The sequence below is a fragment of the Streptomyces sp. NPDC085524 genome (assembly GCF_044541755.1).
Taxonomy (GTDB): Bacteria; Actinomycetota; Actinomycetes; order Streptomycetales; family Streptomycetaceae; genus Streptomyces.
The window spans coordinates 70,585-93,845 of sequence record NZ_JBITTH010000032.1; the positions used below are offsets into that span (position 1 = coordinate 70,585).

Here is a 23,261-nt window from a genome sequence, read left to right on the forward strand (position 1 = left end):
CTCGGAAACAACGGCCTGGCGTCATGGCGGGTTCATCCTCGCACCGGCTTTCCGGGCTGCGCACCGGGGTGCGCACTTCCTGACAAGTTCTCGACCGTTCCTGTGGTGCGCCGTGCCGGTCGTCCGGCCGGTGTGGTGCAGGGCACAGAGGGGAGCGGGAACTGCGGTGCCGGTCCATCCGACTGCCTTCCCAGCCGGTCGTGTTGTTCAACATCCTTGGCAGGGGGATTTCCGTGGCGGCAGAGGGGATGACGGCAGCGACCGCTCCGGCATCAGGCAGGCAGGACCGGGAGGTCCGTCGCCTGACCGCGCTGCTCACCTGCGCCATGGCGTTCTCGATGCTCCAGTTGTTCCTGCTCGGCGCGCTGGGTCCCCGCCTGGTGGGGCAACTGGGCATTTCGGCACCCGTGTTGGGCTTGACGAGCACGGTCGGGTTCGGGACGGCCGCTGCCCTGTCCCCGGCCGGCGGCCGGCTGGTGGACCGGATCGGTCCCCGACGCTCGCTCGTGATCCTGCTCGTCGTCTCCGCCGTTGCGCTGGCCCTGATCGGTGCGGCGCCGGGCAGCGGTCTGCTGCTGGGTGCGGTCGCGCTGGGCGGCATACCGCAGGCCTTGGCCAACCCCGCCACCAACAAGGCCGTCCTCGCCGCGGTCCCGCCGGCCCGGCGGGGTGCGGTCACCGGCCTCAAGCAGTCCGGTGTGCAGCTGGGCGCGTTCGCCGCCGGACTGCCGCTCGCCGCTCTCGCGGGCGGGCTCGGCTGGCGCGGCGCGGTGTGGACGGCTTCCGGGGCCGCCCTCCTCGCGGGGGTGTGGGCGCTGCGCGTACTGCCTGCCGACGCGCCCGTCCGGTCGGTCCCGCCTGCGCGTACGTCGTTCGTACCGCGGGGGACGGTGGCCTGGCTGGCGGGCTTCTCGCTGTTCCTGGGAGCCGGGATCGCGTCCGTGAACACCTACCTCGCCCTGTACGGGGTGCGGGGCCTGGGGATGGGCCCCACCGTGGCGGGTGGCCTGGTCGCCGTCCTCGGAGTTGCGGGCGTCCTCGGCCGGGTCGGGTGGTCGAAGGCGGCGCGCCCGGGCCGGGCCGAGTGGCTGCCGGGCCTGCTGGCCTGCGGTGCCGTGGGCGCTGCGGCCCTCCTGGCCGGAGGGCGGCTGGCCGGTCCGCTGGTATGGGCCGGCGCCGTCGCCGTCGGGGTGTTCGCCGTGTCCGGCAATGCCGTTTCGACGGTGCTGGTCATGCAGCGGGCCGCTCCGGGCCGGGCGGGACAGGAATCGGCGCTCGTCGCGGCGGGGTTCTTCGCCGGATTCGCGGTGGGGCCGCCCCTGTTCGGCCTGCTCGCACGGAGCGGGCGGTACGGGTTCGGCTGGCTGCTCGTCGCCGTGGAGTTCGCCGCGGCGGGAGCGGTCGCGCTCCTCTGGGCCGTACGGGACCGGCGCGCGGGAACGGGGAAGGCGTGACCTCCGGCGACTGGGCCCGCCGGGCGCTCGCAGCGGTCATAGGCCGGGTGACGGTGACCGAGGCCGAAGTCGGCGCCCGCTTCCCGCTGTACGCCGACCCGGTCGACGGGCGGTGGCAGACGACCGGCCGCGGCTCCTGGACCGGCGGCTTCTGGGCCGGACTGCTGTGGCTGCGGGCCCGGTACACCGGGGACGAGGCACACCGGCGGGCCGCAGCGCAATGCACGGCCCGGCTCGCACCGTGGGCGGAAGCGGACACCGCCACCCGGGGACTGGTCTTCTGGTACGCGACGGCCCTCGCCCACGACACGGCCGGAGCGGTCTCGCTCCGGGCGGAGGCGGCCCGCGCCTGCCTGGACGCCTACGACCCCGGCGCGGGCATCGTGCCCTGGGGCGCGGCGCTCGGCGGCCCCCGGCTCCTCGCCCGTGCGGACGCCGTACCGGGGTTGGTGCCCCTCCTGGCCGGAGCCGGACCCGAAGGGCCTGCCGTGGCGGCAGCCCATCTGCACCGCCACCTCGACCTCTGCCTCGGCGCGCAGGAGGGGGCGGGGAACGGCAGCCGGCCCCGGCCCGCCTGGCAGTTCGACCCGGGAACGGGGTGGCACCCCTGCGAGGACCCGGCACCGGGCTGGAGCCGCGGCGAGGCATGGCTGCTCCTGGCCGTGGCCGACGCACTGCTGCATCCGGAGGTGGCCGGACATCGGCCGGAGCGGCTCTCCTCCGCCGCCGGGCATCTGCTGCAGACGGCGGCGCCGGCCGGGAGGACCGTCCCGCCCAACGAGGCGTTCCGGCCGCAGGGGCCCGTCGACACCTCGGCGGCGGCGATCATCGCCGTCGCGCTGCTCAAGCTCTGGCGTGCCGGGGCGCCCGGGGCCGAGGAGTGTGCGGACCGGGCCGTGGCGATCCTGAGCCGCCTGGCCCGGGCCCACCTCACCGGGCCGGGCCCGGGCCGTCCGGCGGGAATGCTGCTGGACGGCTGTTACGACGCCGCCAAGGGCCTGGCGGTGCGCAACGAACTGATCTGGGGCGACTTCTTCCTGGCCCTCGGACTGGCCGCGCTCGACGGCCTCGTCGACATCACCCGCGCATAGCCGCCCCGCGCCCCGGGCTGTAGCCGCACAGCACCCGGCGGGCCACCGAGGTGATGTGCAGTTCGTCGGGGCCGTCGAGGATGCGGGCCGTGCGCCCGCCGCGGAACAGGGACGGCAGCGCCGTGTCCGGGCCGAGTCCGGCGGCGCCGTGCACCTGGATGGCGGAGTCCGCGACCTGCTGGAGCATCCGCGCGGCGGCGACCTTGGCCAGCCCCACTTCGGTACGGGCGTCCTGTCCGGCCGCGATCAGGGCGACGGCCTCGTGGACCAGCGGGCGGGTGGTGCGCAGTGCGAGGAGGGCGTCGAAGACGTGCTGCTGGATCAGCTGGTGCTCGGCGAGCGGCCCGCGGGATCCGCTGCGGGTGGCGGCGCGTTCGCACATGAGGTCGAAGGCCCGCCGGGCCTGGCCGAGCCAGCGCAGGCAGCGCAGGGTCCGGCCGAGTGCGAGCCGTTCGCCCGCGATGGCCAGGGCGTCGCCGCCCGCACCGAGGAGGTGGTCGGCGGGCACGTGGACCCCGTGGAGTTCGATCTCGTACGGGCCGGCCGCCCCGAGGACCGGCAGTTGGCGTACGACACGGAATCCGGGGGAGCCCGTCGGTACGAGCAGCAGGGAGAGCCCCTCCCGCTCCCCCGTGGTCCCTTCGGTGCGCGCCATGACGGTGACGAGGTCGGCGCCGGCGGCGCCGGAGGTGAACCATTTGCGGCCGCTGACGCACCAGCTGCCGTCCGGCTGCACTTCGGCGCGGGTCGCGGTGAGGAGGGGGTCGGTACCCGGCACGTCCGGTTCGGTCATGGCGTAGCAGGTACGGATCTCCCCTGCGACCAGCCCCTTCAGGTACTCCTCGCGCACCCGGCTGCTGCCGTAGCGGTTCAGCATGGTCACGTCGAGCAGCGGAGCGGAGCCCAGCGCGGCGGGCCCGTGGTCGCTGGCCCCCTCGGCCTCGGCGAGAGCCGCGTACTCACGGAAGGTCAGGCCGCCGCCGCCCAGGTCCGCCGGGAGCGGCAGGGCCCACAGCCCGGCGGCTCGTGCCTCGGACCGCAGTTCTGCCAGGGCGGCGGTCGCCTCCTTCCCGCCGCCGTCCAGCACCGTCTCGGACGGGATCACCTCCGTACGGACGAACCGGCCGACCTTCTCCCTCAACTCGGCGATCAGCGGATCGGGTTGACCGTCCACGCCGTGTGCGGTGGCTGATTCCGTCACTGCATTCCTCCTCGCTGCCGGGAACCCATGGGAACTGCTGTCCGACTCCCTGTCCGAGGAACTGGTCGGGTGCGCGCCCCTGCGAGTTCCCGCGTTCCGTTCGACCTGGGCGACGGCCACCGCCGCGCCGGGAGAGGAGAGGCATGGCGTCCCCCGCAACCACGCAGACGGTCCGGCCGCTCGACACACTGGGCTTCGGCACCTCGGGGCCCCCGCAGATCACCGACGTCGTGGCCGAACACCTGAGGCTGCTCGGAGCGCGATCCGACGGGCCCGCCGACGAGGGCGAGTCGGGCTCCGTCACGCTCTCGGGAGGAGGCTTCGAGCCCGGTCGTGCGGCCGTCACCTGGGCGAACCCGGGGAGCGGGCTCGTCGACGAGGCGACCGTGCAGGCCGCCACCGGCATGATGGCGGTCCATGGCCGGCGCGACGGCAGTCCGCGCGGCCTGGCGGCCGACTACGCGGCGACGGCCACCGCCGTCCTGGCCGTGCAGGGACTGCTCGCCGGTCTGGTCGGGCAGGCCCGCGGGGCCGCGCCCTCTCACGTCACCGCCAGTGCCGACCGCGCCGGGTTGCTGGCCGTGTCCCAGTACCTCGCCGCCGCCGGGGCCGATGAGGGCGAAGCCGCCGAACTCGCCCCGGGAGGACCGCCCTTCACCTCCGCCGACGGAGTGCTGTTCGAGCTGGAGACCCTCGACCCGGCAGCATGGGCCGGGTTCTGGCGTGCCCTGGGTGCCCCGGCCGACGCGATACGCGCCGGGTGGCGGCCGTTCCAGTTCCGCTACGCCACCGCCTGCGCCCCCTTCCCCCACGCCCTCCACACCGTGACCCGCTCACATCCCCTCCCGCGGATCCGGCAGGCCGCAGTGGTCTCCGGCGCCGAGGTGTGCGTACTGCGGACCCTGGCCGAACGCGCCCTGGAGGCCAACGGCGCCGCGCCCTGGTCACTGGAGCCGCTGGCCGCCGACCCTGCATCACCGTGCCCCCGGGCGACCGCCACCCCTTCGGCCGGCCGGCCACTGACCGGCCTGACGGTGCTGGAAGCCGGCCGCCGCATCCAGGCACCGCTCGCCGCGCACCTGCTCGGCCTGCTGGGGGCCGAGATCATCCGGATCGAGCCGCCGGGCGGAGACCCGCTGCGCGGCATGCCGCCCGCCTGTTCCGGGATCTCGGCGCGCTGGCTCGCCCTCAACCGGGGCAAGAAGGCCGTCGAGATCGACATCAAGGCCGGGGCCGACCGCCGCCGGCTCCGGGAGATGGCCGCGGAGGCCGATGTCTTCCTGCACAACTGGGCGCCGGGCAAGGCCGCCGGGCTCGGGCTCGACGCCGAAGACCTCGCCCGCGTCAATCCGGCCCTCGTCTACGCCTACACGAGCGGCTGGGCCGATCGGCTCCAGGACGCTCCCATGGGAACCGACTTCATGGTGCAGGCCCGCACGGCTGTGGGCGAGGCCGTCCGTCCCGGAGGAGAGCCTCCTGCGCCCTCGCTGATGACCCTCCTCGACGTACTCGGGGGCCTGCACGGCGCCGAAGCCGTACTCGCGGGACTCCTGCTGCGCGAACGCACCGGCCACGGCGTACGGGTGGACTCCTCGCTCCTCGGCGCCGCCGACACCCTCACCGGCCCCGCCCTGCGGCGGGTTGCGCGCGGGGAGGACGCCAGGCGGCCCGCCGGATTCCGGCAGCCGCTGCCGACGGCCGACGGCTGGATCGCCCCCACCGACGACAGTGCAAGGGCCGCGGCCGCGTACGACCTGCGCGAGCTCCCCACCGGCGACGCGCTGGCGCAGCTGCGTTCCCACGGCCTGGCCGCCACCGCCGTCACCACCGACCTCGCCGGCCTGCACCACGACACGCGCTTCGCCGGCTCGATCAGCCGCGACGCGTACGGTGCCCCCGCCGTTCCCGACCCCTGGAGCTTCGCATGACCGTCGAACTGCACGATCTGCTGCCCGCCGAACTGCGCCGCTCCTGGGTGCTCGACGGAACCTGCCCGGACCTCGACCTCTACAGCCTGTTCCGGGCCCGCCAGATCGCCGACCTGCACCGCACGGCCGTCCTGGATGCCAAGGGCAAGCTCTGTTACACCGCCCTGGACCGCAAGGTGCGATGTCTGGCCACGGGCCTCAGAGATCTCGGCATACGCGGGGGCGACGTGGTCGGCGTACAACTCCCCAACGACCGCAACGCCGTCATCGCCGACCTGGCCCTTGCCGCGCTCGGCGCCGTCGCCCTGCCCTTCCCGGTAGGCCGCGGCACCCTGGAGGCCGAATGCCTGCTCCGCCGGGCCGAGGCCGTCGCCGTCATCGCCGCGACCGAACACCGAGACTTCCGCCACGCCGCCGACCTCCACACCCTCTCCCGCGCCCTGCCTGCGCTCCGCCACGTCGTCGCGGTGGGCCCCGGCCCCGTACCCGAAGGCACCGTGCCGTGGCCGGACCTCATGCGCTGCGACCCCAGTGGCTTCGTCCCCGCCCGCCCGGACCCCGAGAGCGCGGCCAGGATCCTGGTCTCCTCGGGTTCCGAAGCCGAGCCGAAGATGATCGCCTACTCGCACAACGCGCTGGCCGGCGGGCGAGGGAACTTCCTCGCCTCGCTCATCCCCGACGCCACGGCGCCGCGCTGCCTGTTCCTCGTACCGCTGGCCTCGGCATTCGGGTCCAGCGGAACCGCCGTCACCCTCGCCAGGCACGGCGGCACCCTGGTCCTGCTCGACCGCTTCTCGCCCGAGGCCGCCGTCGCGGCGATGCGTGAGCACGCGCCGACGCACGTCCTCGGCGTGCCCACCATGGTCCGCATGATGCTCGAGCGCCTCGACGCCACGGGCGAGCGGGTGCCGCCCCCCACCGCGCTGGTCCTGGGCGGCGCCCCGCTCGACGAGACCACTGCTGCCGCCGCGGCGAAGGCCTTCGGCTGCCCGGTGGTCAACCTCTACGGCTCCGCCGACGGAGTCAACTGCCACACGGGACTGGCCGACACCGTGCCGCCGACCGACGCCTCGGGCACCGTCGCGGGCCATCCTGACCCCCGGGTCGCCGAGATCCGCATCGCCGACCCCGAGACCCACGAACCGCTCCCCGACGGCGACATCGGGGAGATCATCTCCAGGGGCCCCATGACGCCGTTGTGCTACGTGGGCGCGCCCGATCTGGACGCCCGCTACCGCACCCCCGACGGCTGGGTCCGCACCGGAGACCTCGGCCACCTCGACGCCGACGGCGTCCTGCACGTCGTCGGACGCCTGAAGGACATCGTGATCCGCGGCGGCGCCAACATCAGCCCCGCCGAGGTCGAACGTGAACTCCGGTCCCACCCGCAGGTACGGGACGTGCTGTGCGTGGGCGTGCCCGATCCGCTGATGGGGGAGCGGCTGGCGGCCTGCGTGGTGCCGCGGGGCCCGCAGGCCCCGACGCTGGACACCCTCGGCGCCCACCTGACGGCACGGGGGATGGAGCGGCGCAAGCACCCCGAACGGCTCCTCGTGGTGGCCGCGATACCCCTGACGGCGGCGGGCAAGCCGGACCGGAACGCTCTGCGGGAGCGGCTGACCGCGGGCCTGCCGCTGGCGCGGCACGACGTGCCCGAGCCGGCGCCCCTCGCCCAGGCCGGATGACCGATGAGCCCGGCAGCCGAGGGCTGCCGGGCTCGACGGGTCACCGGACCGCCTGGATCAGGAGCCGCCCATGGCCTTCTTCAGTTCGGCCGCCGCGTTGCGGTAGACGGGCAGCAGGTCGAGGTCCTCGCCCGGATAGTTGACGATCTTGATTTGCACGGCGCCCGAGTCGGGCAGGACCGTCCCCGTCGACATGTGGGCGTTGTCCAGCACCAGGGCCGGCTTCTTCGCCGAGAGGCCGGCGAGCTGCGACGGGGTGACGGCCTCGGGCCCGAACGTGCCCACCGGCGTGGCGCCCGCGAGCTTCGCGGCCCAGGCGGTGAAGACCTGGGTGACGACGGAGGGGCTCTTGCCGCCGGGCCAGGCCGCCTGGACGTCCTCGTTCAGGCTGCCGTACTCCGCGTCGAAGCCGGTCTTCCACTTCGTGGCGGCGTCCTGCGTGCCGAAGAGGCCGGCCAGTTTGTCGACCTCGGTCTTGACCTTGTCGGGGTCGTTGTCGAGGTTCACCTCGACGAGCCTTGCCTTGGAGCCGGCGGCCTCCTTGATCTTCGCGGCGTACGGCTCGAAGGGCGCGTACAGCACGAAGTCGGCCTTCGCCACCGCCGCGAGGTCCGAGGGCTTGGGGTCGTAGTCGGGGGCGTGGTGGACCGACTGCGGCACGATGACCTTCACGTCCTCGGCGCCCGCCGCCTTGGCGAACGCGCCCTCCCAGGTGGTGGTCACGACCACCACGGGCCCGTCCTTCCCGGAGGCCGGCCCCCCGGCGTTCACGGAGCCGCCGCCCGCGGGCTCGGGGTCGGTGCTGCTTCCGCAGCCGGTGGCGAGGGCGAGTGCCGCGCTCAGTGCGAGGAGGGAAGAGATGCGGACGCGGGTGCGCGCCATGAGCTGATTCTCCGTTCGGGTATGAAGTGCACGGCGAGGACGAGTGCCCCCGCCGTCAGGACGAGCACGGGGCCCGGCGGCCAGTCCAGCCACAGGGCCAGCAGGAACCCGGTCGCGTTGACGGCCACACCGATGCCGACCGCCCAGAGGGTGATCGACTTCAGCGAGCTGCCCAGGCGGCGCGCGGCGAGGGCGGGCAGCAGGGTCAGGGCGTCGACCAGCAGGGCGCCGGTGAGCTTGATGGCCCCGGCGACCGCGATCGCGACGAGGACCAGGAGGGCCGCGGTCAGGGCGCGGACCGGAACACCGGAGCACTGGGCGAGCTCGCGGTCGTGGAGGAGCAGGCCGACATCGCGCCGCCGCCACCAGAACAGGCCCGGCACGACGACGGCCAGCCCTCCGAGCACGACCAGATCGGGCGTGCCGACCGAGAGGATCGACCCCCACAGCAGCGCGAACGCCCCGGACGCGTTGACCCCCGACACGGCGAGCAGCAGCAGCGCGGCGGCGATGGCCAGGCTCATCAGCAGGCCCATGGCTCCGGACAGGCCGTCCGGGGTGCGGGCGAGCGGTGCGACCCCGGCTCCGGCCAGGGCGCAGGCGACGAGCGCGCACAGCATGGGGTCGAGGCCGGTCAGCAGCCCGACGGCGATGCCGAGCAGGGCGACGTGCATCATCGCGAAACGGACCGGCATGATGTCGAGCCCCACGATCACCACCCCGACGACGGGCAGGCCGATCGCGGCAAGCAGCAGCGCGAGCCCGGCCCTCTGTACGGGGAGGAGCTGGAGGAGCGCACCGAGATCGGCGGTGGCGAGGTGCGCGGAGGTCACCGGACCTCCCGCAGCCGGCCCGCGGCCATCTCCAGTACGCGGTCGCAGCGGTCCGCCAGGGCGCGGTCGTGCGTGACGACGACCAGCGTGACCGGGAGCGAGGTCAGGACGTCCGCGGCCTCCGCCTGCCCGTCGAAGTCGAGGGCTGCGGTGGGCTCGTCGGCCAGCAGCACCTGGGAGCCCGCAGCCACGCAGCCGATCGCGCGGGCCAGGTACATCCGCTGCAACTGGCCGCCGGACAGGGTGTGCAGCGGCCGTTCGACCAGAGCCCCGACCCCCAGCCGGGCGGCGGCTTCCCCGGCGTCCTCGGGCGCCGCACTGCCGGCGAGCAGCTCGGCGCCGAGCAGGGGGAACCGTCCGGCGGCCGGCTTCTGGGGGATCCACGCGCAGGCCCGGCGCCGCCAGGCCCACTCGGCGGGGGAGCCGGTCTCCCGGCCGCCGACCGAGATCGAGCCCGTCATCTGACGGTGCAGACCGAGGACGGCACGCAGCAGGGTGGTCTTGCCGGAGCCGTTGGTGCCGGTCAGCGCCACGCGCTCACCGGCGGCGATCTCCAGGTTCACGCCGGAGACGGCTTCCACCCGGCCGTGCCGGCAGGCGACTTCCCTCATGCGTACGTCCAGCCCGCCCATCCCACGCCCTTCGCCGTCCCGGGCTGCGTGTCCGCCGCCCACGTCCCAGGGGTCGGACGGCGAAGGGCCGTAGTTCCCGTGAGCCGGGGATTTCCGCGGACGAACCGCGTCGAGCCGCAACCCGCCGAGCCCTTGTATCCGCGACCCGTGCTCAGGACGTCGCGGCGACTTCGTAGCCGGCCTCGGCGATGGCGGCGCGGATCAGACGGTCGTCGAGCGGGGCACCGCTCACCGTGACGGCGTGCGCCTCGAGATCGACGACGACGTCGCTCACCCCCGGCACCTGCTTGACCTCCTCGGTGACGTGGTCGGCACAGTGGCCGCAGGTCATTCCGTTCACGCGGTAGCGCTGCTCGTCCATGGCGTCCTCTTCTCGGCAGTTGCGTACGGGGCAAAGGCTCCGGTCGGCTCCGCTCACGTAGTCGTACGGAGAGGCCATCCGGTTTCCGCGGGTCGTGAGCCGCACGCCCCTGGTGGCGGGGTTCAGCTGCCGGGCCGGACGACGACCGCGATCGTCTCGACCGCTCTGCCGTGGCGGAAGTGCAGGACGAAGGGGACGACCTGACCCGCCTGCAGGCGTTCCCCCACCGTCACCATCACGTCCACACCGGAAGGGGACATCTGCACGGAGCCCCCGGCCGGGATGTCGACGGAACCGGTCATGTCCATCGGGTCGGCGCCGGTACCCGTGCTCCGGTGCCGGCTCAGCACGGAATGCTCCACGGCCGGGGAGGTGACGGAGACCAACTGGTCCTCTGTGCCGCCCAGGTTCGAGATCCGGAAGAACGCCGCGGTGTTCTCCTTGCCGGCGTACGGGAGGAAGACGCGGCCGTCGTCGACCGCGATGCGGGGCGGGGTGCCGGCAGCCCCGGAGCCGGCCCAGGCCGTCAGCCCGCACAGGCCGGCCAGGAACGCGATCACGGGGGCGGCCGCGGCCAGGTGCGCCTCACGCAGGCGCCCGCGCGTCGGCCGCCAGGCCTGCGTCACCCCTCGTCGAGCGGATCCGGTCATCGGCCCTGATCAGCGGACCGCGGGCCCTGGAGGCCCTGCGTCACGTCGACACGGTCGTGCTCGACAAGACCGGCACCCCGCCGGCCGCGGTCGGCCTGCTCAAATCCGATGGTGGCCGCGGCGGCCATGTCGGCCAGCTCGCTGCTGGTCGTCGGGAACAGCCTGCGATGCCCAGTTGGGCACCGCGGCCGGTGGCGGCCGGCAGTGCCGTCGGTGTGGCGAGACCGAGCGCGCAGGGGCAGGCGACGACGAGAACGGCGACGGCCGCGGTCACCGCCGGCTGCGGATCCGCACCGGCGCCGAGCCAGAAGCCCAGCACGGTGACGGCCAGGGTCAGGACGACGGGGACGAAGACCCCCGCCACGCGGTCGGCCAGCCGTTGCGCCGCCGCCTTCCCGGCCTGGGCATCGGTGACCATGCGGGTGATCCGTGCGAGCCGGGTGTCCGCGCCCACGGCGGTGGCCCGTACGACGAGCAGCCCGCCCGCGTTCACCGCCGCGCCGCCCCCGTGCCGCGACGTGCCCGCGCTTCGAGGAACCGGCCGGCCAGGACGAACAGCGGTACGCCGACCGCCGCTTCCAGATAGACGTGGGCGACCTCGCCTCCGGCGGAGGGGAGGAGGGTGAAGGGCATCCGCATGCCCGGCTGACCCGCACCGCCGAGGAACAACGCGTACAGGGACCAGAGGAACGAGGCGACGACGCCGAGCGAGACCAGCGTGTCCATGGTGGCCGTCGAATGCCGCAGGCCCCGCAGCGCCCGGGCGTGGAAGGGCCAGGCACTCCACACGACCACGGGCGCGGCGAGCACGAGGCACAGCCACTGCCAGTTGCGGAACTGCAGAGCGGGGACCATGGACAGGGCCATGACCGGCAGGGACAGCAGCACGGTGATCAGCAGCCGCTCGCGCTCGCTCCGGTCCTCCACCGGCACCGGTTCATCCGTTTCGCTCTCCGTCCGGCTCCGGGGTTCGGGGGGGCGCGTGGAGTTCGGCTGTGTAGCCCGCGCGTTCGACCGCCGCCACCAGTTCGGCCGCCGGCATGCCGGGCGGATGCACCACCCGTGCCCGGCCGGTCGCCAGGTTGACCGTTGCGCTGACGCCCTCGATCCTCCCGAGGCGCTTCTCCACGCGATTGACGCAGGCCGCGCAGGTCATGCCGCCGACGGTCAGGTCCGTGGTGGCCGGGGCCGTCGCCTGCCGAGGGCTCATCGCGCACCGCCCGTCCGCGGGCCGCTCGCGCCGCCGTGCCCGTGCCCTCCGGGAGTACCGGCGTCGGGGACGGCGCCGGTCCCGCTGGAGTGCATACCCGGTGCGACCGGCCCGACCGCGGCACCGGTCGCGTACGACAGGCAGAAGACCAGCCCCAGCAACACCACGAACCCCGTGAGCGCCGGCGGCGGCACCCACCGCCGCAGAGAGAGGAACGCGCCGGCGGGGGACTGCTGAGGTTGCGCCATGGCCACTCCACTGAACGTTCGGTGCGCTGATGGCTTCCCCCTGAGTGGTCGGAGCGGTGGGCCGACGAGTTCCCGGGCTCCGGCCGGAGCGTCGGCGGCCTTGCGGCAGCCCGGGTGACGGAATTCTTACGGCCCGGTGCGGAAGCGCCCGCCGAGGAGTGGGGTTCCGTAGCGTGGCGGGCATGCGAGTACTCGTCACAGGAGGAGCCGGGTTCATCGGCTCGCACGTCGTGGCCGTCCTGGCGGCCGGGGGACACACACCGCTGGTGCTGGACGCGCTGCTGCCGGCCGCTCATCCGCAGGCTCCCGAGATGCCGGATGCCGAGTTCGTCCGGGGAGACGTCCGGGACGCGGAGACGGTGAGGCGTGCGTTGCGAGGTGTGGACGCCGTGTGTCACCAGGCCGCGATGGTGGGCCTGGGCAAGGACTTCGCGGACGCGCCGGAGTACGTCGCCTGCAACGACCTGGGGACGGCAGTGCTGTTGGCCGGCATGGCGGAAGCCGGGGTGCGGCGGTTCGTGCAGGCGGGGTCGATGGTGGTGTACGGCGAGGGGCGCTACGAGTGCCGCGAGCACGGCGTGGTGCGGCCGGGGCCACGGGCGCTCGCGGATCTGGAGGCGGGCCGCTTCGAGCCGCGCTGCCGGCGCTGCGGGTCCGCACTCGATCCCGGGCTGGTGGACGAGGACGCGCCGGTGGATCCGCGGAACGTGTACGCGACGACGAAGCTCGCGCAGGAGCACCTGGCCGCCGCCTGGGCACGGTCCACCGGCGGTACGGCCGTATCGCTCCGGTACCACAACGTGTACGGGCCGGGCATGCCGAGGGACACCCCGTACGCGGGCGTCGCCTCGTTCTTCCGGTCCGCGCTGGCCCGGGGCGAGGCCCCACGGGTGTTCGAGGACGGTGCGCAGCGTCGGGACTTCGTGCACGTACGCGACGTCGCGCGGGCGAACGCGGCCGTCCTGGCCGGGGTCGAGGGCCTGTCGGCCGGCGGTCACACGGCGTACAACGTGGGCAGCGGCGACCCGCACACGGTGGGGGAGATGGCCGCCGCCCTCGCGGCGGAGCACGGCGGCCCGGCGCCCGTGGTGACGGGGGAGTTCCGGCTGGGCGACGTCCGGCACATCACGGCGGACTCGTCCCGGCTGCGGCGCGAGACGGGCTGGCGTCCCGAGGTGGGGTTCGCCCGGGGCATGGCCGAGTTCGCCCGGGCCGGGCAGCGGGCCTCGGCCCGGGTCGGGTAAGCCGGCCCGGGTCGGTCAGGCCACCCCGGATCGGTCAGGCCGCCCGGGGTGGTCCTGGCCGCCTGCGCCGGGTGCCCGCGAAGGTGGCGCGAGCGTGCGGGTCAGGCGCTCGTGCCCGCGAGGGGAAGGGTGACCTCGAAGCGGCAGCCGCCGGGCACGTTGTCCACCCGTGCCTGCCCGGCGTGGGCCTCGACGATGCCCCGTACGATCGCCAGCCCGAGTCCGGCTCCGGCGGGCGGGGTGCGGGCGGGGTTGCCGCGCCAGCCGGTGTCGAAGACCTTCGGCAGGTCTTCCTCGGGGATGCCGCCGCAGCCGTCGGTGACGGACAGCACGGCGTGGCTCTCGTGCCGGCCGACGCGTACGGCCACGGTGCCGTCGGCGGGGGTGTGGCGGATGGCGTTCACGAGGAGGTTGGCCAGGACCCGGGTCATCTCCTTGCCGTCCACCTCGACCGGGACGTGGGTGAGGTCGTCGCCGCACAGCCGCACGCCGCGCTCCCGGGCGAGCGGGTCGGCGCCGAGGAGGGCGTCGGCCGCCAGGTCCTGGAGGGAGACGCGGCCGGTGGTCAGTTCGAGGGCCCCGGCGTGGATGCGGGAGAGCTCGAAGAGGTCGCCGACCATGGTGTCGAGGCGTTCGACCTCCGTGCGGATCTGCCGGTGGTACCGGGCTGGCTCGGCGGCCACCCCGTCCTCCAGCGCCTCGGCCATCGCCCGCAGCCCGGCGAGCGGCGTGCGCAGGTCGTGGGAGATCCAGGCGACGAGCTCGCGGCGGGAGGACTCCAGGGCGCGCTCGCGCTCCCGGGAGGCGGCGAGCCGGGCGCTGGTGGCCGCCAGTTCACGGGTGACGGCTGCCAGCTCCGCGGTGGCCCGGGCCGGAGGCGCGGCGAAACTGCCGTCCTCGCCGAAGTCCCGGGCGGCGCGGGCGAGGTCGCGGCCGCGGGCCACGACCCATCGGCCGAGGAGCGCCGCGGTGGCCAGGGAGACGACGGCGGCCATGGCGACCACGAGGGTGACGACGGTCAGGTCGTGCGGGGAGAGGAACATCGCCCGCGCGACGGCGAGGGTGCCCGCGAGCATGGCGGTGACGGCGACCGCGGCGACGACGGTCAGGGAGACGGCCACGGAGCGGTGCCGCAGCAGGCGCAGTGCGACCGCGCCGAGCAGGCCCGCGCAGGCCGCGCCCCCGAACGCGAACGCCGCGATCAGCAGGACGTCCTTCACCGGTCGCCCCCCTCTCCGCCCGCCTCGAAGCGGTACCCCACGCCCCAGACGGTCCGGATGAGCCGGGGAGCGGCCGGGTCGTCCTCGATCTTGGCACGCAGGCGGCGTACGTGGACGGTGACGGTGGACAGGTCGCCGAAGTCCCAGCCCCACACGTCCCGCATCAGCTCCTCACGCCCGTGGGCCCGGCCGGGACGGCTGAGGAAGTGCGCGAGGAGGTCGAACTCCCGCAGGGTGAGCATGAGTTCCCGCCCGTCCCTGGTAGCCCGGCGGGTCTGGGGGTCGAGCCGGATTCCCGCGCCGGTCAGCAGGGCCCGCCCGGTGGCCTCCGGCGTCGCGGCCCGGCTGCGGCGCAGGACGGACTCGACGCGCAGGACCAGCTCGCGGGGACTGAAGGGTTTGGTGACGTAGTCGTCCGCGCCGAGCTCCAGGCCGGCGATCCGGTCGTCCTCGTCACCGCGCGCCGTCAGCATGATCACCGGAACGGGGCGGTCGGCGCGCAGCCGGCGGCACACCTCCAAGCCGTCGATGCCGGGCAGCATGAGGTCGAGGACGACCAGGTCCGGGTCGTGCCGGGCGGCGGAGTCGAGGGCGGAGGGGCCGTCGGCCGCGTGGTCGACGCTGTGGCCGGCGCGGCGCAGGTAGCCGATGACGACCTCGGCGACGGTGGGGTCGTCGTCGACGACGAGGACCCGGGCGGGTGGGGCGGACGGGGTGGTGCTCGTGGCCGTGCTCATGACGGCAAGCCTCGCATCAGAGGGCCTCCGCCGTCTCCGGCGGCCGCGCCCCGACGGCCGACGTCCGCGTTTCGTAAGGAGTTGATGTCCGCTATGTCCCCCAGGAATTCCTACGGTGGACGCCGTGACCGAAAACTCCGTGGACGTCGTCCTGCCCTGCCTGAACGAGGCCGAAGCCCTGCCCTGGGTGCTCGCCCGCATCCCCGCCGGCTGGCGGGCCCTGGTCGTGGACAACGGGTCCACCGACGGATCCGCCGACATCGCCCGCTCCCTGGGCGCCACCGTCGTAGCCGAGTCCCGGCGCGGCTTCGGGGCCGCCTGCCATGCCGGACTCGTGGCCGCCGAGGCCGAGTACGTCTGCTTCTGCGACTGCGACGCCTCCCTCGACCCCGGCCTGCTGAGCGGCTTCGTCCGGGCGCTCGCCGCGGGCGAAGCCGATCTCGTGCTCGGCCGCCGCCGCCCCCAGGGACGGGGCGCATGGCCCGCGCACGCCCGGGCGGGCAACCTCGCCCTCTCCCGGATGCTGCGCAGCCGCACCGGCCTGCGCCTGCACGACCTCGGCCCCCTGAGGGCCGCGCGCCGGGAAGATCTCCTGCGTCTGGAGCTGACCGACCGGCGCTCCGGGTACCCGCTGCAGATGGTCGTGCGCGCCGCCGACCAGGGCTGGCGGGTGCGCGAGGAGGACGTGCCCTACCTCCCTCGCAGCGGCAAGTCCAAGGTCACCGGCACCTGGCGGGGCACGTGGCACGCGGTCCGCGACATGCGCGCGGTGCTCGCAGAGCCCGCGCACGTCCCCGCTCACCCCGGCCGTGCCGAGCGGTCCGGGGGCGCGCGGTGACCAGCCTGCTCGTGATCGCCAAAGCGCCCGTGCCCGGCCGGGTCAAGACCCGGCTCACCCCGCCGTTCACCCCCGAGCAGGCGGCGGCGCTGGCCGAGGCCGCGCTCGCCGACACGCTGGCGGCCGTGGCGGACACCCCGGCCGACCGGCACGTCCTGGTCCTGGACGGAGCCCCGGGGCCCTGGCTGCCGCCCGGCTTCGAAGTCGTGCCGCAGAGCGGCGGGGGCCTCGACGAACGGCTCGCGGCCGCGTTCGCCGGATGCCCCGGCCCGGCGCTGCTGATCGGCATGGACACCCCGCAGGTGACCCCGGCGCTCCTGGCGCCCGCGCTGGCCTTCGGCGCGTACGACGCCTGGTTCGGCCCCGCCGCCGACGGGGGGTTCTGGGCGCTGGGCCTGGCGGCGCCGGACCCGGAGCTGCTGCTCGGCGTGCCCATGTCGGTACCCGAGACCGGGGCGGTGCAGTACGAGCGGCTCCGGGCAGCCGGCCTGCGCACCGGGCTGCTGCCGCGGCTGCGGGACGTGGACACCGCCGCCGACGCCGCCGAGGTGGCCGCCCTGGCCCCGGCAGGCCTGTTCGCCAGGCGCCACCGGCAGCTCGGCGACGATGCACCGGTGGCACGATGACCGCCCCCGCCCCCTCCCGGACGTCCGTTCTCGGCCCGGCATGGCGGGCCGACCCCTACGCACAGGCCTTGCACGCCGGACGGGGCCCCCTCTTCCTGCGGCGCACGGACGGCTGGCTGCTGCCCCTGGACGTCGAACGCTGGTGCGCCGGGACCGACGCCGCCGACGAGAGCGTGCTCGCCCGCTGCCGCGGAGCCGTTCTCGACATCGGCTGCGGACCCGGCCGGCTCGTCGCGGCGCTGGCCGAGCGCGGCCACCGCGCACTCGGCATCGACGTGACCCCCGCCGCCGTGGCACGGACCGCACGCCGTGGCGGAACGGCCCTGTGCCGCTCCGTCTTCGACCCCCTGCCCGGCGAACGACGCTGGAACACCGCCCTGCTGATCGACGGCAACATCGGCATCGGCGGAGACCCCGCCGCCCTCCTGAAGCGCACCGCGGACCTGCTCGCCCCCGGTGGGCGCCTGATCGCCGAGGCCGCGCCCGTCGAGGTCGACGAGCGGTGCGAGGTGCGCCTCGACGACGGCCGCGGCGCGCTCGGCACCCCCTTCCCCTGGGCGCGGGCCGGCCGCCGGGCCCTGCTGCGCCACGCGGAGGCCTCCGGCTGGCGCACGGTCCGCAACTGGACGCTGGCGGGCCGGAACTTCGCCGAACTCGTCCCCGGACCACCGCGCGGAGCCGCAGCCGCCGGGACCCCCACCCGTCCCGGAGCCGCGCCGTGACCCGACCGCCCACCGCCGGCCCGCGGGCCACCGCCGCCACCGCCGTCCTCGTGACCGCCCTGGTCGCGCTGCTCGTCCTCACCGTCCGCACGGACGGCTACGTCACGGACCCGGCCGGCCTGTCCTGGCTGTACGCCGCCTGCTGGGCCCTGTTCGCGGCAGCCGTGTGGTCCCTGCGCCGGGTACCCGCCCGGCACGCCACCGCCCTCGTCCTCGCCGGCGGCGTCGCCGTCGCCCTGACGGGCCTGATCGCCCCGCCCCGTACCAGTACCGACTCGTTCCGCTACGCCTGGGACGGCCGCGTGCAGGCTGCGGGCATCTCCCCCTACGACCACGCCCCGGCCGACACCGCCCTCCTGCCGTACCGCGACACCTGGCTGTTCCCCACCGGGAAGGCGTGCGGCGGGCCGGAGCTCGCCCCGGTGTCCGACGGCGTCTGCACCCGGATCAACCGCCCCCGTGTCCACACGGTCTACCCCCCGGCCGGCGAGCTGTACTTCCTCCTCGTCCACGCCCTCTCACCCGACGGGGTCCGCCACAAGGCGCTCCAGACGGGCGGCGCCGTCCTCGCCGTCACCACCACGCTGGTGCTGCTGCGCATCCTCCGCCGACGCGGTGATCCCCGTACCGCGGCCTACTGGGCCTGGTGCCCGGCGATCGCCGTCGAAGCCGTCAACAACGCCCACGCCGACGTCCTCGCCGTCCTGCTGTCCGTCCTCGCGCTGGGCCTGACCGTCCGCCACCGCGCCTGGGGCGGCGCGGTGCTCGGCCTGGCCGTCGCGGCCAAACTCCTGCCGGCCGTGCTGATCCCGGGGGCCCTGTCCGGCGTGCGCCGTGCCCGTGACGCCGCCGCCACCCTGCTCCCGGCCGCGGCGGTCCTCACCGCCCTGTACGTGCCGTACGTCCTGCTCTCCCACTCCTCCGTCCTGGGCTACCTCGGCGGATACGCCGACGAGGAGGGCTACCAGGACCCCTCCGCGGGCAACCGCTACGCCCTCCTGCGCCTGCTGCTCCCCGATTCCTGGGCCGTGCCCGCCGTCGCCGCGGGCATGCTCGCCGTCAGCCTGTACGTGATCCGCCGGGGCGACCCCGAGCGCCCGTGGAGCGGTGCCCTCCTGGTCACCGGGACCGCCTTCCTGCTGACCACTCCAGGCTATTCCTGGTACGCCCTCCTCCTGATCGCCCTGGTGGCGCTCGACGGCCGGTGGGAATGGCTCGGCGTCGCGGCGGCGGGCGCGGCCGCCTACCTAACGGGCCGTGCCGCCCCCGACGCCGGCACGGCCGCGTACGCCGTCGCCGCACTGGCCGTCCTCTGCGGCTGGGCGGTGCGCAGGCGCCACCGCAGGTCACGCCGCACCCCGGACCGTACGGCCGTACCGGGCTCCCGCTCCCCGGCGGGAGGAACCCGGTGAACCCACGCACACGCAGACAACGGAGGCAGACCATGGAAGCGAACGGCGGCGGAGCAGCCCCGGGTGGTCCGGCACGTGCCGGAACGGAACCCGACGGCGGCCGCCCGACGTACCTCGCCCGGCTGCGATCGGCCCTGGCACCCGCTCGGGCGGCAGGCCCGCCGCGCGGACCGTCCCGCCCGGAGTTCTGGCGCAGCCCGCTGCGCGGCCCGTGGCTGACCGCCGTGTTCGGGATCGTCCTGCTCTTCGGCATCACGATCCTGTTCGTCACGGGCCTGCTGTCCTACGCCGCGTACGAACCGGACCTCGCAGCGGTCAACGACCAGACCCCGGGCAAGGGATGGCTGGGCTTCTACCTCTTCTCCTGGCCGACTTCCCCCTACTGGCTCTACCGGGTCACCCAGGGCGTGCACGTCACGCTCGGCGTCGTGCTCGTGCCCGTGCTCCTGGCCAAGCTGTGGTCGGTGATCCCGAAGCTCTTCGCCTGGCCCCCGGTGCGGTCGCCCGCCCAGGCCGTCGAGCGCCTCTCCCTGCTCCTGCTGGTGGGGGGCGCCGGGTTCGAGTTCGTGACCGGCATCCTCAACACGCAGCTCCACTACATCTTTCCGGGCTCCTTCTACACGCTCCACTTCTACGGCGCCTGGGTGTTCATCGGCGCCTTCGTGGTCCACGTGGCCTTCCGGCTGAAACGGGCCGTGCGGGCCCTGCGCGCCGGGCCGCGGCAACCCGCCCCGGACAGCGAGGAGGCGGCCGGTCTCGTCTCGCCCGTCCCGGCCGCCCCCACGATCTCCCGGCGGGGCGCGCTGGGCATGGTCGGGCTGGGTTCCCTCGCGCTGTTCGCCGTGACCGCAGGGCAGAGCGTGGGCGGCTGGTTCCGCCGGACGGCATTCTTGGCGCCGCACGGCCAGGAACCCGGTTCCGGCCCGAACGGCTTCCAGATCAACAAGACCGCCGCGTCCGTCGGCATCCGCCCCAGCGACATCGGTCCGGCCTGGCGACTGACCGTGCGCGGCGCGGGCCGCCAGATCGACCTCACCTACGCCCAGTTGCTCGACCTCCCGCAGAACGAAGCGCTGCTCCCCATCGCCTGTGTGGAGGGCTGGTCGACCTCCGACCAGCACTGGAGCGGCGTCCGCCTCACCGACCTGGCCGCGCTCGTGGACCTGGGCACGCACACGCCGCAGGTCCTGGTCGATTCCGTCCAGCGGGGCGGTTCGTTCAGCTCGGTCGTCCTGAGCGGCAGCCAGGTCCGGGACCCGCGCTCACTGCTGGCCGTACACGTCAACGGGGCGACCCTCTCCCACGACCACGGCTACCCGGCCCGGGTGATCGTCCCCGGCGCCCCCGGCGTCCACAACACCAAATGGGTCACCCGTCTCACCTTCGGGGAGCCCTCGTGAAGCACCCGACCCCCGACTCCGCCGTGGACTCCTTCCGCCACCACTACGGCGCCTCCCCGCTCCACCTGCTCCTCGTCCTCGCCTCGTTCGCGCTGGCCTGTTACGCGGGCCTGCGCCTGCTCGAAGGGGACGCCCTCGGCGTGGCCGTGTGGTTCGTCGGGGCCGCGCTCCTGCACGACCTCGTCCTGCTGCCGCTGTACGCCGTCACCGACCTGGCCGTCCAGAGGCTCCTCGGGCACGGTGCCGGGGAAGCGGCGCGCACACCGCGGGTCGGCGTCAACCACGTCCGGGTGCCCGCCTTCGTCTCCGGCGTCCTGCTGCTCGTGTACTGGCCGCTGGTGCTCCGGCAGGTCGGCCACTACACGATCACCACGGGTCTGCCGGCCGACGTGTTCCTGGGGAGGTGGCTGCTGATCACCGCCTGCCTGTTCGCCGCCTCGGCGGCCGTCCTCGCCGGGCGGCTGTGGCACAGGGGCAGGACCGCGCGGAAGGCCCGGGCCCGTGCCCAGGCCGCGGCACGGGCGCGCAGGCCCGGGGAGTGACACGCCCGGTGCCGCGGCAGCCACTGACGCCACGCCGCCGGCACCGGGACGGTGCGCCGGTCCGGTCGGGGGCGGATCGCCGTACGCCGCCCCGGCCGACCGGCATGCCTCCACCGGGTGTCACACCGTCAGGGACCGTTGCTCCGGTCGGCCCACGCCCGGCTGCGCACCCGCGGAACCCTCCCTACCGTGACGGGATGACCCTCAGCCCGTCAGTGCGCAGGCGCCTCTCCTGTGCGGCCGCTCTGGCCGCCGGTGCGGGCGTCGTCCTCATGCCGGCGTCCGCCGGGACGGTTCGAGCCGAGCCCGCGCCTCCGCGGGCTGCGGCCCCGCCGGACCCGGGCCTCCTGCACCGCGACGGCGTCCAACTGCGGCCACGCGAGGGCAGTCCCGCCCTGCCCGAGGACCTCTCCGCGCTGTCCTGGCTGGTGGCCGACGCCGGCAGCGGTGAGGTACTCGCCGCCCACAACGCCCATGTGGGCCTGCCGCCGGCCAGCACGATGAAGACCCTCTTCGCGCTCACGGCCCTGCCCCGCCTCCCGCGGGCCGGCACCCACACCGTCACCGAGGCCGAGCTCGCCGACGTCGGAGAGGGAAGCAGCCTGGTCGGCCTGGACGCCGGCCGTACCTATCAGGTCGCCGACCTGTGGAAGGGCGTCTTCCTCAGCTCCGGCAACGACGCCGTCCACGTCCTGGCCGCCATGAACGGCGGCTGGGCGGAAACGGCCGCCCGGATGCAGGCCAGGGCCCGCGCCCTGGGCGCACGGGACACCCACGTGGTCTCCCCTGACGGCTATGACGCCGAAGGCCAGGTGTCCTCCGCCTACGACCTCGCCGTTTTCGGTCGCGCGGGGCTCGCCGACCCCGACTTCGCGCGCTACGCGGCCCTCACCGACGCCCCGTTCCCCGGGGACACGGACGCCGAGGGCCGGCCGAGCTGGACGTACGGCATCGAGAACACCAACCGGCTGCTGACCGGTGAGGACGGGGTCGGGACCTACCCGGGCCTGATCGGGATCAAGAACGGCTACACCTCCGAAGCCGGGTACACCCTGGTCACGGCCGCGCGACGCGATGGCCGTACCCTCCTGGCCACGGTCATGAACCCCCAACGGGGCGGCGCCTTCGCGGTGTACGAGGAGGCGCGGGCCCTGCTGGACTGGGGCTTCGCCGCGGCCGGACGGGTGTATCCGGTCGGATCGCTCGAGCCTCCGCGGACCAGGCCTTCGCGGGCGCTTCCGCAGGCAGGCGGGCCTTCGGCGGCCGCATCCGCGTCCCCCGCGCAGTCCCACACCGGCTACGCATGGCCGGCCGCGCTCCTGGCGGGAGCCGGTGTCGCGGGAGCGGCCCTGGTCCGGAAGGTCAAACGTTCCTGATCGACTCCAGGATGCCGGCCGCACCCTTGGCGAGAAGTTCGTCCGCGACACAGGCGCCGAGTTTCTCCGGGGCGTCGACCGGTCCTTCCCCCGAAGCGGTGACCTGACGGGTTCCGTCCAGGGACGTGACGGTGGCGACGAGGTGGAGGAGCCCGTCGGGCCCGACCCGGCCCCAGGCTCCCACCGGGACGGAGCAGCCCCCGTGGAGCTCGGCCAGAAGGGCACGCTCGGTGCGCACACAGGCGTCGACGAGCGGGTCTCCGGTCTGCGCCAGGAGCCCGGCGGCGGGGGAGTCGGCACGGACCTGGATGCCGAGCGCGCCCTGTCCGGGGGAGGGAGGAAAGACGGCGGGGTCGAGGACCTCGTGCTCCTCGGGCATCAGGCCGAGGCGGTTCAGGCCCGCTGCGGCGAGCACCACCGCATCGAGGCCGCCCTTGGTCGTCCGGGCGAGGCGCCCGGGAACGTTGCCGCGGATCGGCACCACGTCCAGGTCGGGCCGGAGCGCGAGCAGTTGGGCGACCCGGCGCGGAGCCCCGGTTCCGACCCGGGCCCCCTTCGGGAGGCTGTCGAGCGTCGCCCCGCACAGGACGTCCCGTACGTCCTCACGCGGTCCCGGGGTCGTCAGCAGGAGCGTGCCCTCACGCACGGAGGTGGGGAGGTCCTTCAGCGAGTGCACGATCACGTCCACCTGCCCGGCTACGAGCGCCGCCTCCTGGTTCGTGGAGAAGGCGCTCCCGCCGGCCGTCCGGGCGACCTCGGCGAGCGTCGGGGTCACCCGGTCCTGATCGCCGCCTTCGAGGATGACCTCGCGCTTGAACGTGATCCCGGGGAATTGCCCGGCGATCGGCGCGAGCCACTCCGTGACCTGGGTCCTGGCCAGCTTGCTCGCTCTGGAACCGATCCGGACCACATCACTCATTCGACCCAACTCCCGGCAGGCAAAGGCTCGTTGTCTGCCAAGACTACGTG

The 23,261-nt window shown here is 74.6% G+C and carries 22 protein-coding genes and 1 pseudogene; 12 read left to right on the forward strand and 11 right to left on the reverse strand.

Going from position 1 to position 23,261, the window contains the following annotated elements; genetic code table 11:
* Nucleotides 1-326: 326 nt before the first annotated feature.
* Complete coding sequence (locus ACIGFK_RS35710; protein WP_400055214.1) at nt 327-1,454, forward strand: nitrate/nitrite transporter; 1,128 nt, start codon at nt 327-329, stop codon at nt 1,452-1,454.
* Complete coding sequence (locus ACIGFK_RS35715; RefSeq protein ID WP_376658020.1) at nt 1,451-2,545, forward strand: sugar ABC transporter permease; 1,095 nt, start codon at nt 1,451-1,453, stop codon at nt 2,543-2,545. Before ACIGFK_RS35710 ends, ACIGFK_RS35715 begins: the two co-directional genes overlap by 4 nt.
* Here the strand turns inward: ACIGFK_RS35715 and ACIGFK_RS35720 are convergent.
* A complete protein-coding gene (locus ACIGFK_RS35720; RefSeq protein ID WP_400055188.1) occupies nt 2,532-3,746 on the reverse strand; it encodes an acyl-CoA dehydrogenase family protein in 1,215 nt (404 codons plus the stop codon). The genes ACIGFK_RS35715 and ACIGFK_RS35720 overlap by 14 nt on opposite strands.
* Nucleotides 3,747-3,889: 143 nt before the next feature.
* Here ACIGFK_RS35720 and ACIGFK_RS35725 point away from each other — a divergent pair, with 143 nt between their 5' ends.
* A complete protein-coding gene (locus ACIGFK_RS35725; protein ID WP_386468251.1) occupies nt 3,890-5,674 on the forward strand; it encodes a CoA transferase in 1,785 nt (594 codons plus the stop codon).
* Entirely contained in the window at nt 5,671-7,359 is a 1,689-nt protein-coding gene (locus tag ACIGFK_RS35730) for a class I adenylate-forming enzyme family protein (RefSeq protein WP_400055190.1), read from the forward strand. Before ACIGFK_RS35725 ends, ACIGFK_RS35730 begins: the two co-directional genes overlap by 4 nt.
* Before the next feature lie 57 nt (nt 7,360-7,416).
* Here ACIGFK_RS35730 and ACIGFK_RS35735 read toward each other — a convergent pair whose 3' ends face one another.
* The 7 genes and pseudogenes from ACIGFK_RS35735 to ACIGFK_RS35765 form a co-directional block, all read right to left on the reverse strand.
* Nucleotides 7,417-8,241, reverse strand: a complete 825-nt coding sequence (locus tag ACIGFK_RS35735; protein WP_386468247.1) for a metal ABC transporter solute-binding protein, Zn/Mn family — start codon at nt 8,239-8,241, stop codon at nt 7,417-7,419.
* Nucleotides 8,199-9,074, reverse strand: a complete 876-nt coding sequence (locus tag ACIGFK_RS35740; RefSeq protein WP_386468245.1) for a metal ABC transporter permease — start codon at nt 9,072-9,074, stop codon at nt 8,199-8,201. The genes ACIGFK_RS35735 and ACIGFK_RS35740 overlap by 43 nt, the downstream gene beginning before the upstream one ends.
* The gene (locus tag ACIGFK_RS35745) at nt 9,071-9,706 is read right to left on the reverse strand and encodes a metal ABC transporter ATP-binding protein (RefSeq protein WP_376658026.1); all 636 of its coding nucleotides are present in this window, start codon (nt 9,704-9,706) and stop codon (nt 9,071-9,073) included. Before ACIGFK_RS35745 ends, ACIGFK_RS35740 begins: the two co-directional genes overlap by 4 nt.
* A gap of 151 nt (nt 9,707-9,857) precedes the next feature.
* The gene (locus tag ACIGFK_RS35750; RefSeq protein ID WP_400055193.1) at nt 9,858-10,067 is read right to left on the reverse strand and encodes a heavy-metal-associated domain-containing protein; all 210 of its coding nucleotides are present in this window, start codon (nt 10,065-10,067) and stop codon (nt 9,858-9,860) included.
* A 122-nt stretch (nt 10,068-10,189) separates the two neighbouring features.
* On the reverse strand, nt 10,190-10,717 hold the full coding sequence (locus tag ACIGFK_RS35755; protein WP_400055194.1) for a copper chaperone PCu(A)C: 528 nt from the start codon (nt 10,715-10,717) through the stop codon (nt 10,190-10,192).
* A gap of 166 nt (nt 10,718-10,883) precedes the next feature.
* A pseudogene (locus tag ACIGFK_RS35760) lies at nt 10,884-11,927 on the reverse strand (cation transporter); the annotation flags it as partial.
* A complete protein-coding gene (locus ACIGFK_RS35765; RefSeq protein ID WP_376658028.1) occupies nt 11,924-12,175 on the reverse strand; it encodes a hypothetical protein in 252 nt (83 codons plus the stop codon). The gene ACIGFK_RS35765 and the pseudogene ACIGFK_RS35760, both read right to left, overlap by 4 nt.
* Nucleotides 12,176-12,357: 182 nt before the next feature.
* On the opposite strand from ACIGFK_RS35765, the gene ACIGFK_RS35770 reads away from it, so the two are divergent.
* Nucleotides 12,358-13,419 (forward strand): NAD-dependent epimerase/dehydratase family protein, encoded by a 1,062-nt coding sequence (locus ACIGFK_RS35770; RefSeq protein ID WP_376658029.1) that lies wholly within the window; start codon nt 12,358-12,360, stop codon nt 13,417-13,419.
* Nucleotides 13,420-13,520: 101 nt separating this feature from the next.
* On the opposite strand, the gene ACIGFK_RS35775 is transcribed toward ACIGFK_RS35770, so the two are convergent.
* Nucleotides 13,521-14,639, reverse strand: a complete 1,119-nt coding sequence (locus tag ACIGFK_RS35775; protein ID WP_376658030.1) for a sensor histidine kinase — start codon at nt 14,637-14,639, stop codon at nt 13,521-13,523.
* Nucleotides 14,636-15,376 (reverse strand): response regulator transcription factor, encoded by a 741-nt coding sequence (locus ACIGFK_RS35780; protein ID WP_376658031.1) that lies wholly within the window; start codon nt 15,374-15,376, stop codon nt 14,636-14,638. The genes ACIGFK_RS35775 and ACIGFK_RS35780 overlap by 4 nt, the downstream gene beginning before the upstream one ends.
* Before the next feature lie 124 nt (nt 15,377-15,500).
* Here ACIGFK_RS35780 and ACIGFK_RS35785 point away from each other — a divergent pair, with 124 nt between their 5' ends.
* From ACIGFK_RS35785 to ACIGFK_RS35815, 7 genes are all read left to right on the forward strand, one after another.
* Nucleotides 15,501-16,214, forward strand: coding sequence for a glycosyltransferase family 2 protein (locus ACIGFK_RS35785; protein ID WP_386468235.1), 714 nt, complete (start codon nt 15,501-15,503; stop codon nt 16,212-16,214).
* Complete coding sequence (locus tag ACIGFK_RS35790) at nt 16,211-16,840, forward strand: DUF2064 domain-containing protein (protein ID WP_376658033.1); 630 nt, start codon at nt 16,211-16,213, stop codon at nt 16,838-16,840. Before ACIGFK_RS35785 ends, ACIGFK_RS35790 begins: the two co-directional genes overlap by 4 nt.
* Entirely contained in the window at nt 16,837-17,562 is a 726-nt protein-coding gene (locus ACIGFK_RS35795) for a class I SAM-dependent methyltransferase (RefSeq protein WP_376658034.1), read from the forward strand. Before ACIGFK_RS35790 ends, ACIGFK_RS35795 begins: the two co-directional genes overlap by 4 nt.
* Nucleotides 17,559-18,974 carry a glycosyltransferase 87 family protein gene (locus ACIGFK_RS35800; protein ID WP_400055197.1) on the forward strand — a complete coding sequence of 472 codons (1,416 nt, stop codon included), beginning with the start codon at nt 17,559-17,561 and terminating at the stop codon, nt 18,972-18,974. Before ACIGFK_RS35795 ends, ACIGFK_RS35800 begins: the two co-directional genes overlap by 4 nt.
* Nucleotides 18,975-19,006: 32 nt before the next feature.
* Entirely contained in the window at nt 19,007-20,374 is a 1,368-nt protein-coding gene (locus tag ACIGFK_RS35805) for a molybdopterin-dependent oxidoreductase (protein WP_400055199.1), read from the forward strand.
* Nucleotides 20,338-20,916: a hypothetical protein gene (locus ACIGFK_RS35810; protein WP_376658037.1), complete on the forward strand. Its 579-nt coding sequence runs from the start codon at nt 20,338-20,340 to the stop codon at nt 20,914-20,916. The genes ACIGFK_RS35805 and ACIGFK_RS35810 overlap by 37 nt, the downstream gene beginning before the upstream one ends.
* 197 nt (nt 20,917-21,113) lie before the next feature.
* Entirely contained in the window at nt 21,114-22,292 is a 1,179-nt protein-coding gene (locus tag ACIGFK_RS35815; protein WP_400055201.1) for a D-alanyl-D-alanine carboxypeptidase family protein, read from the forward strand.
* Here the strand turns inward: ACIGFK_RS35815 and hemC are convergent.
* Entirely contained in the window at nt 22,279-23,211 is a 933-nt protein-coding gene (hemC, locus tag ACIGFK_RS35820) for a hydroxymethylbilane synthase (RefSeq protein WP_386468226.1), read from the reverse strand. The two genes, ACIGFK_RS35815 and hemC, sit on opposite strands and share 14 nt — an antisense overlap.
* Between the last annotated feature and the right edge of the window lie 50 nt (nt 23,212-23,261).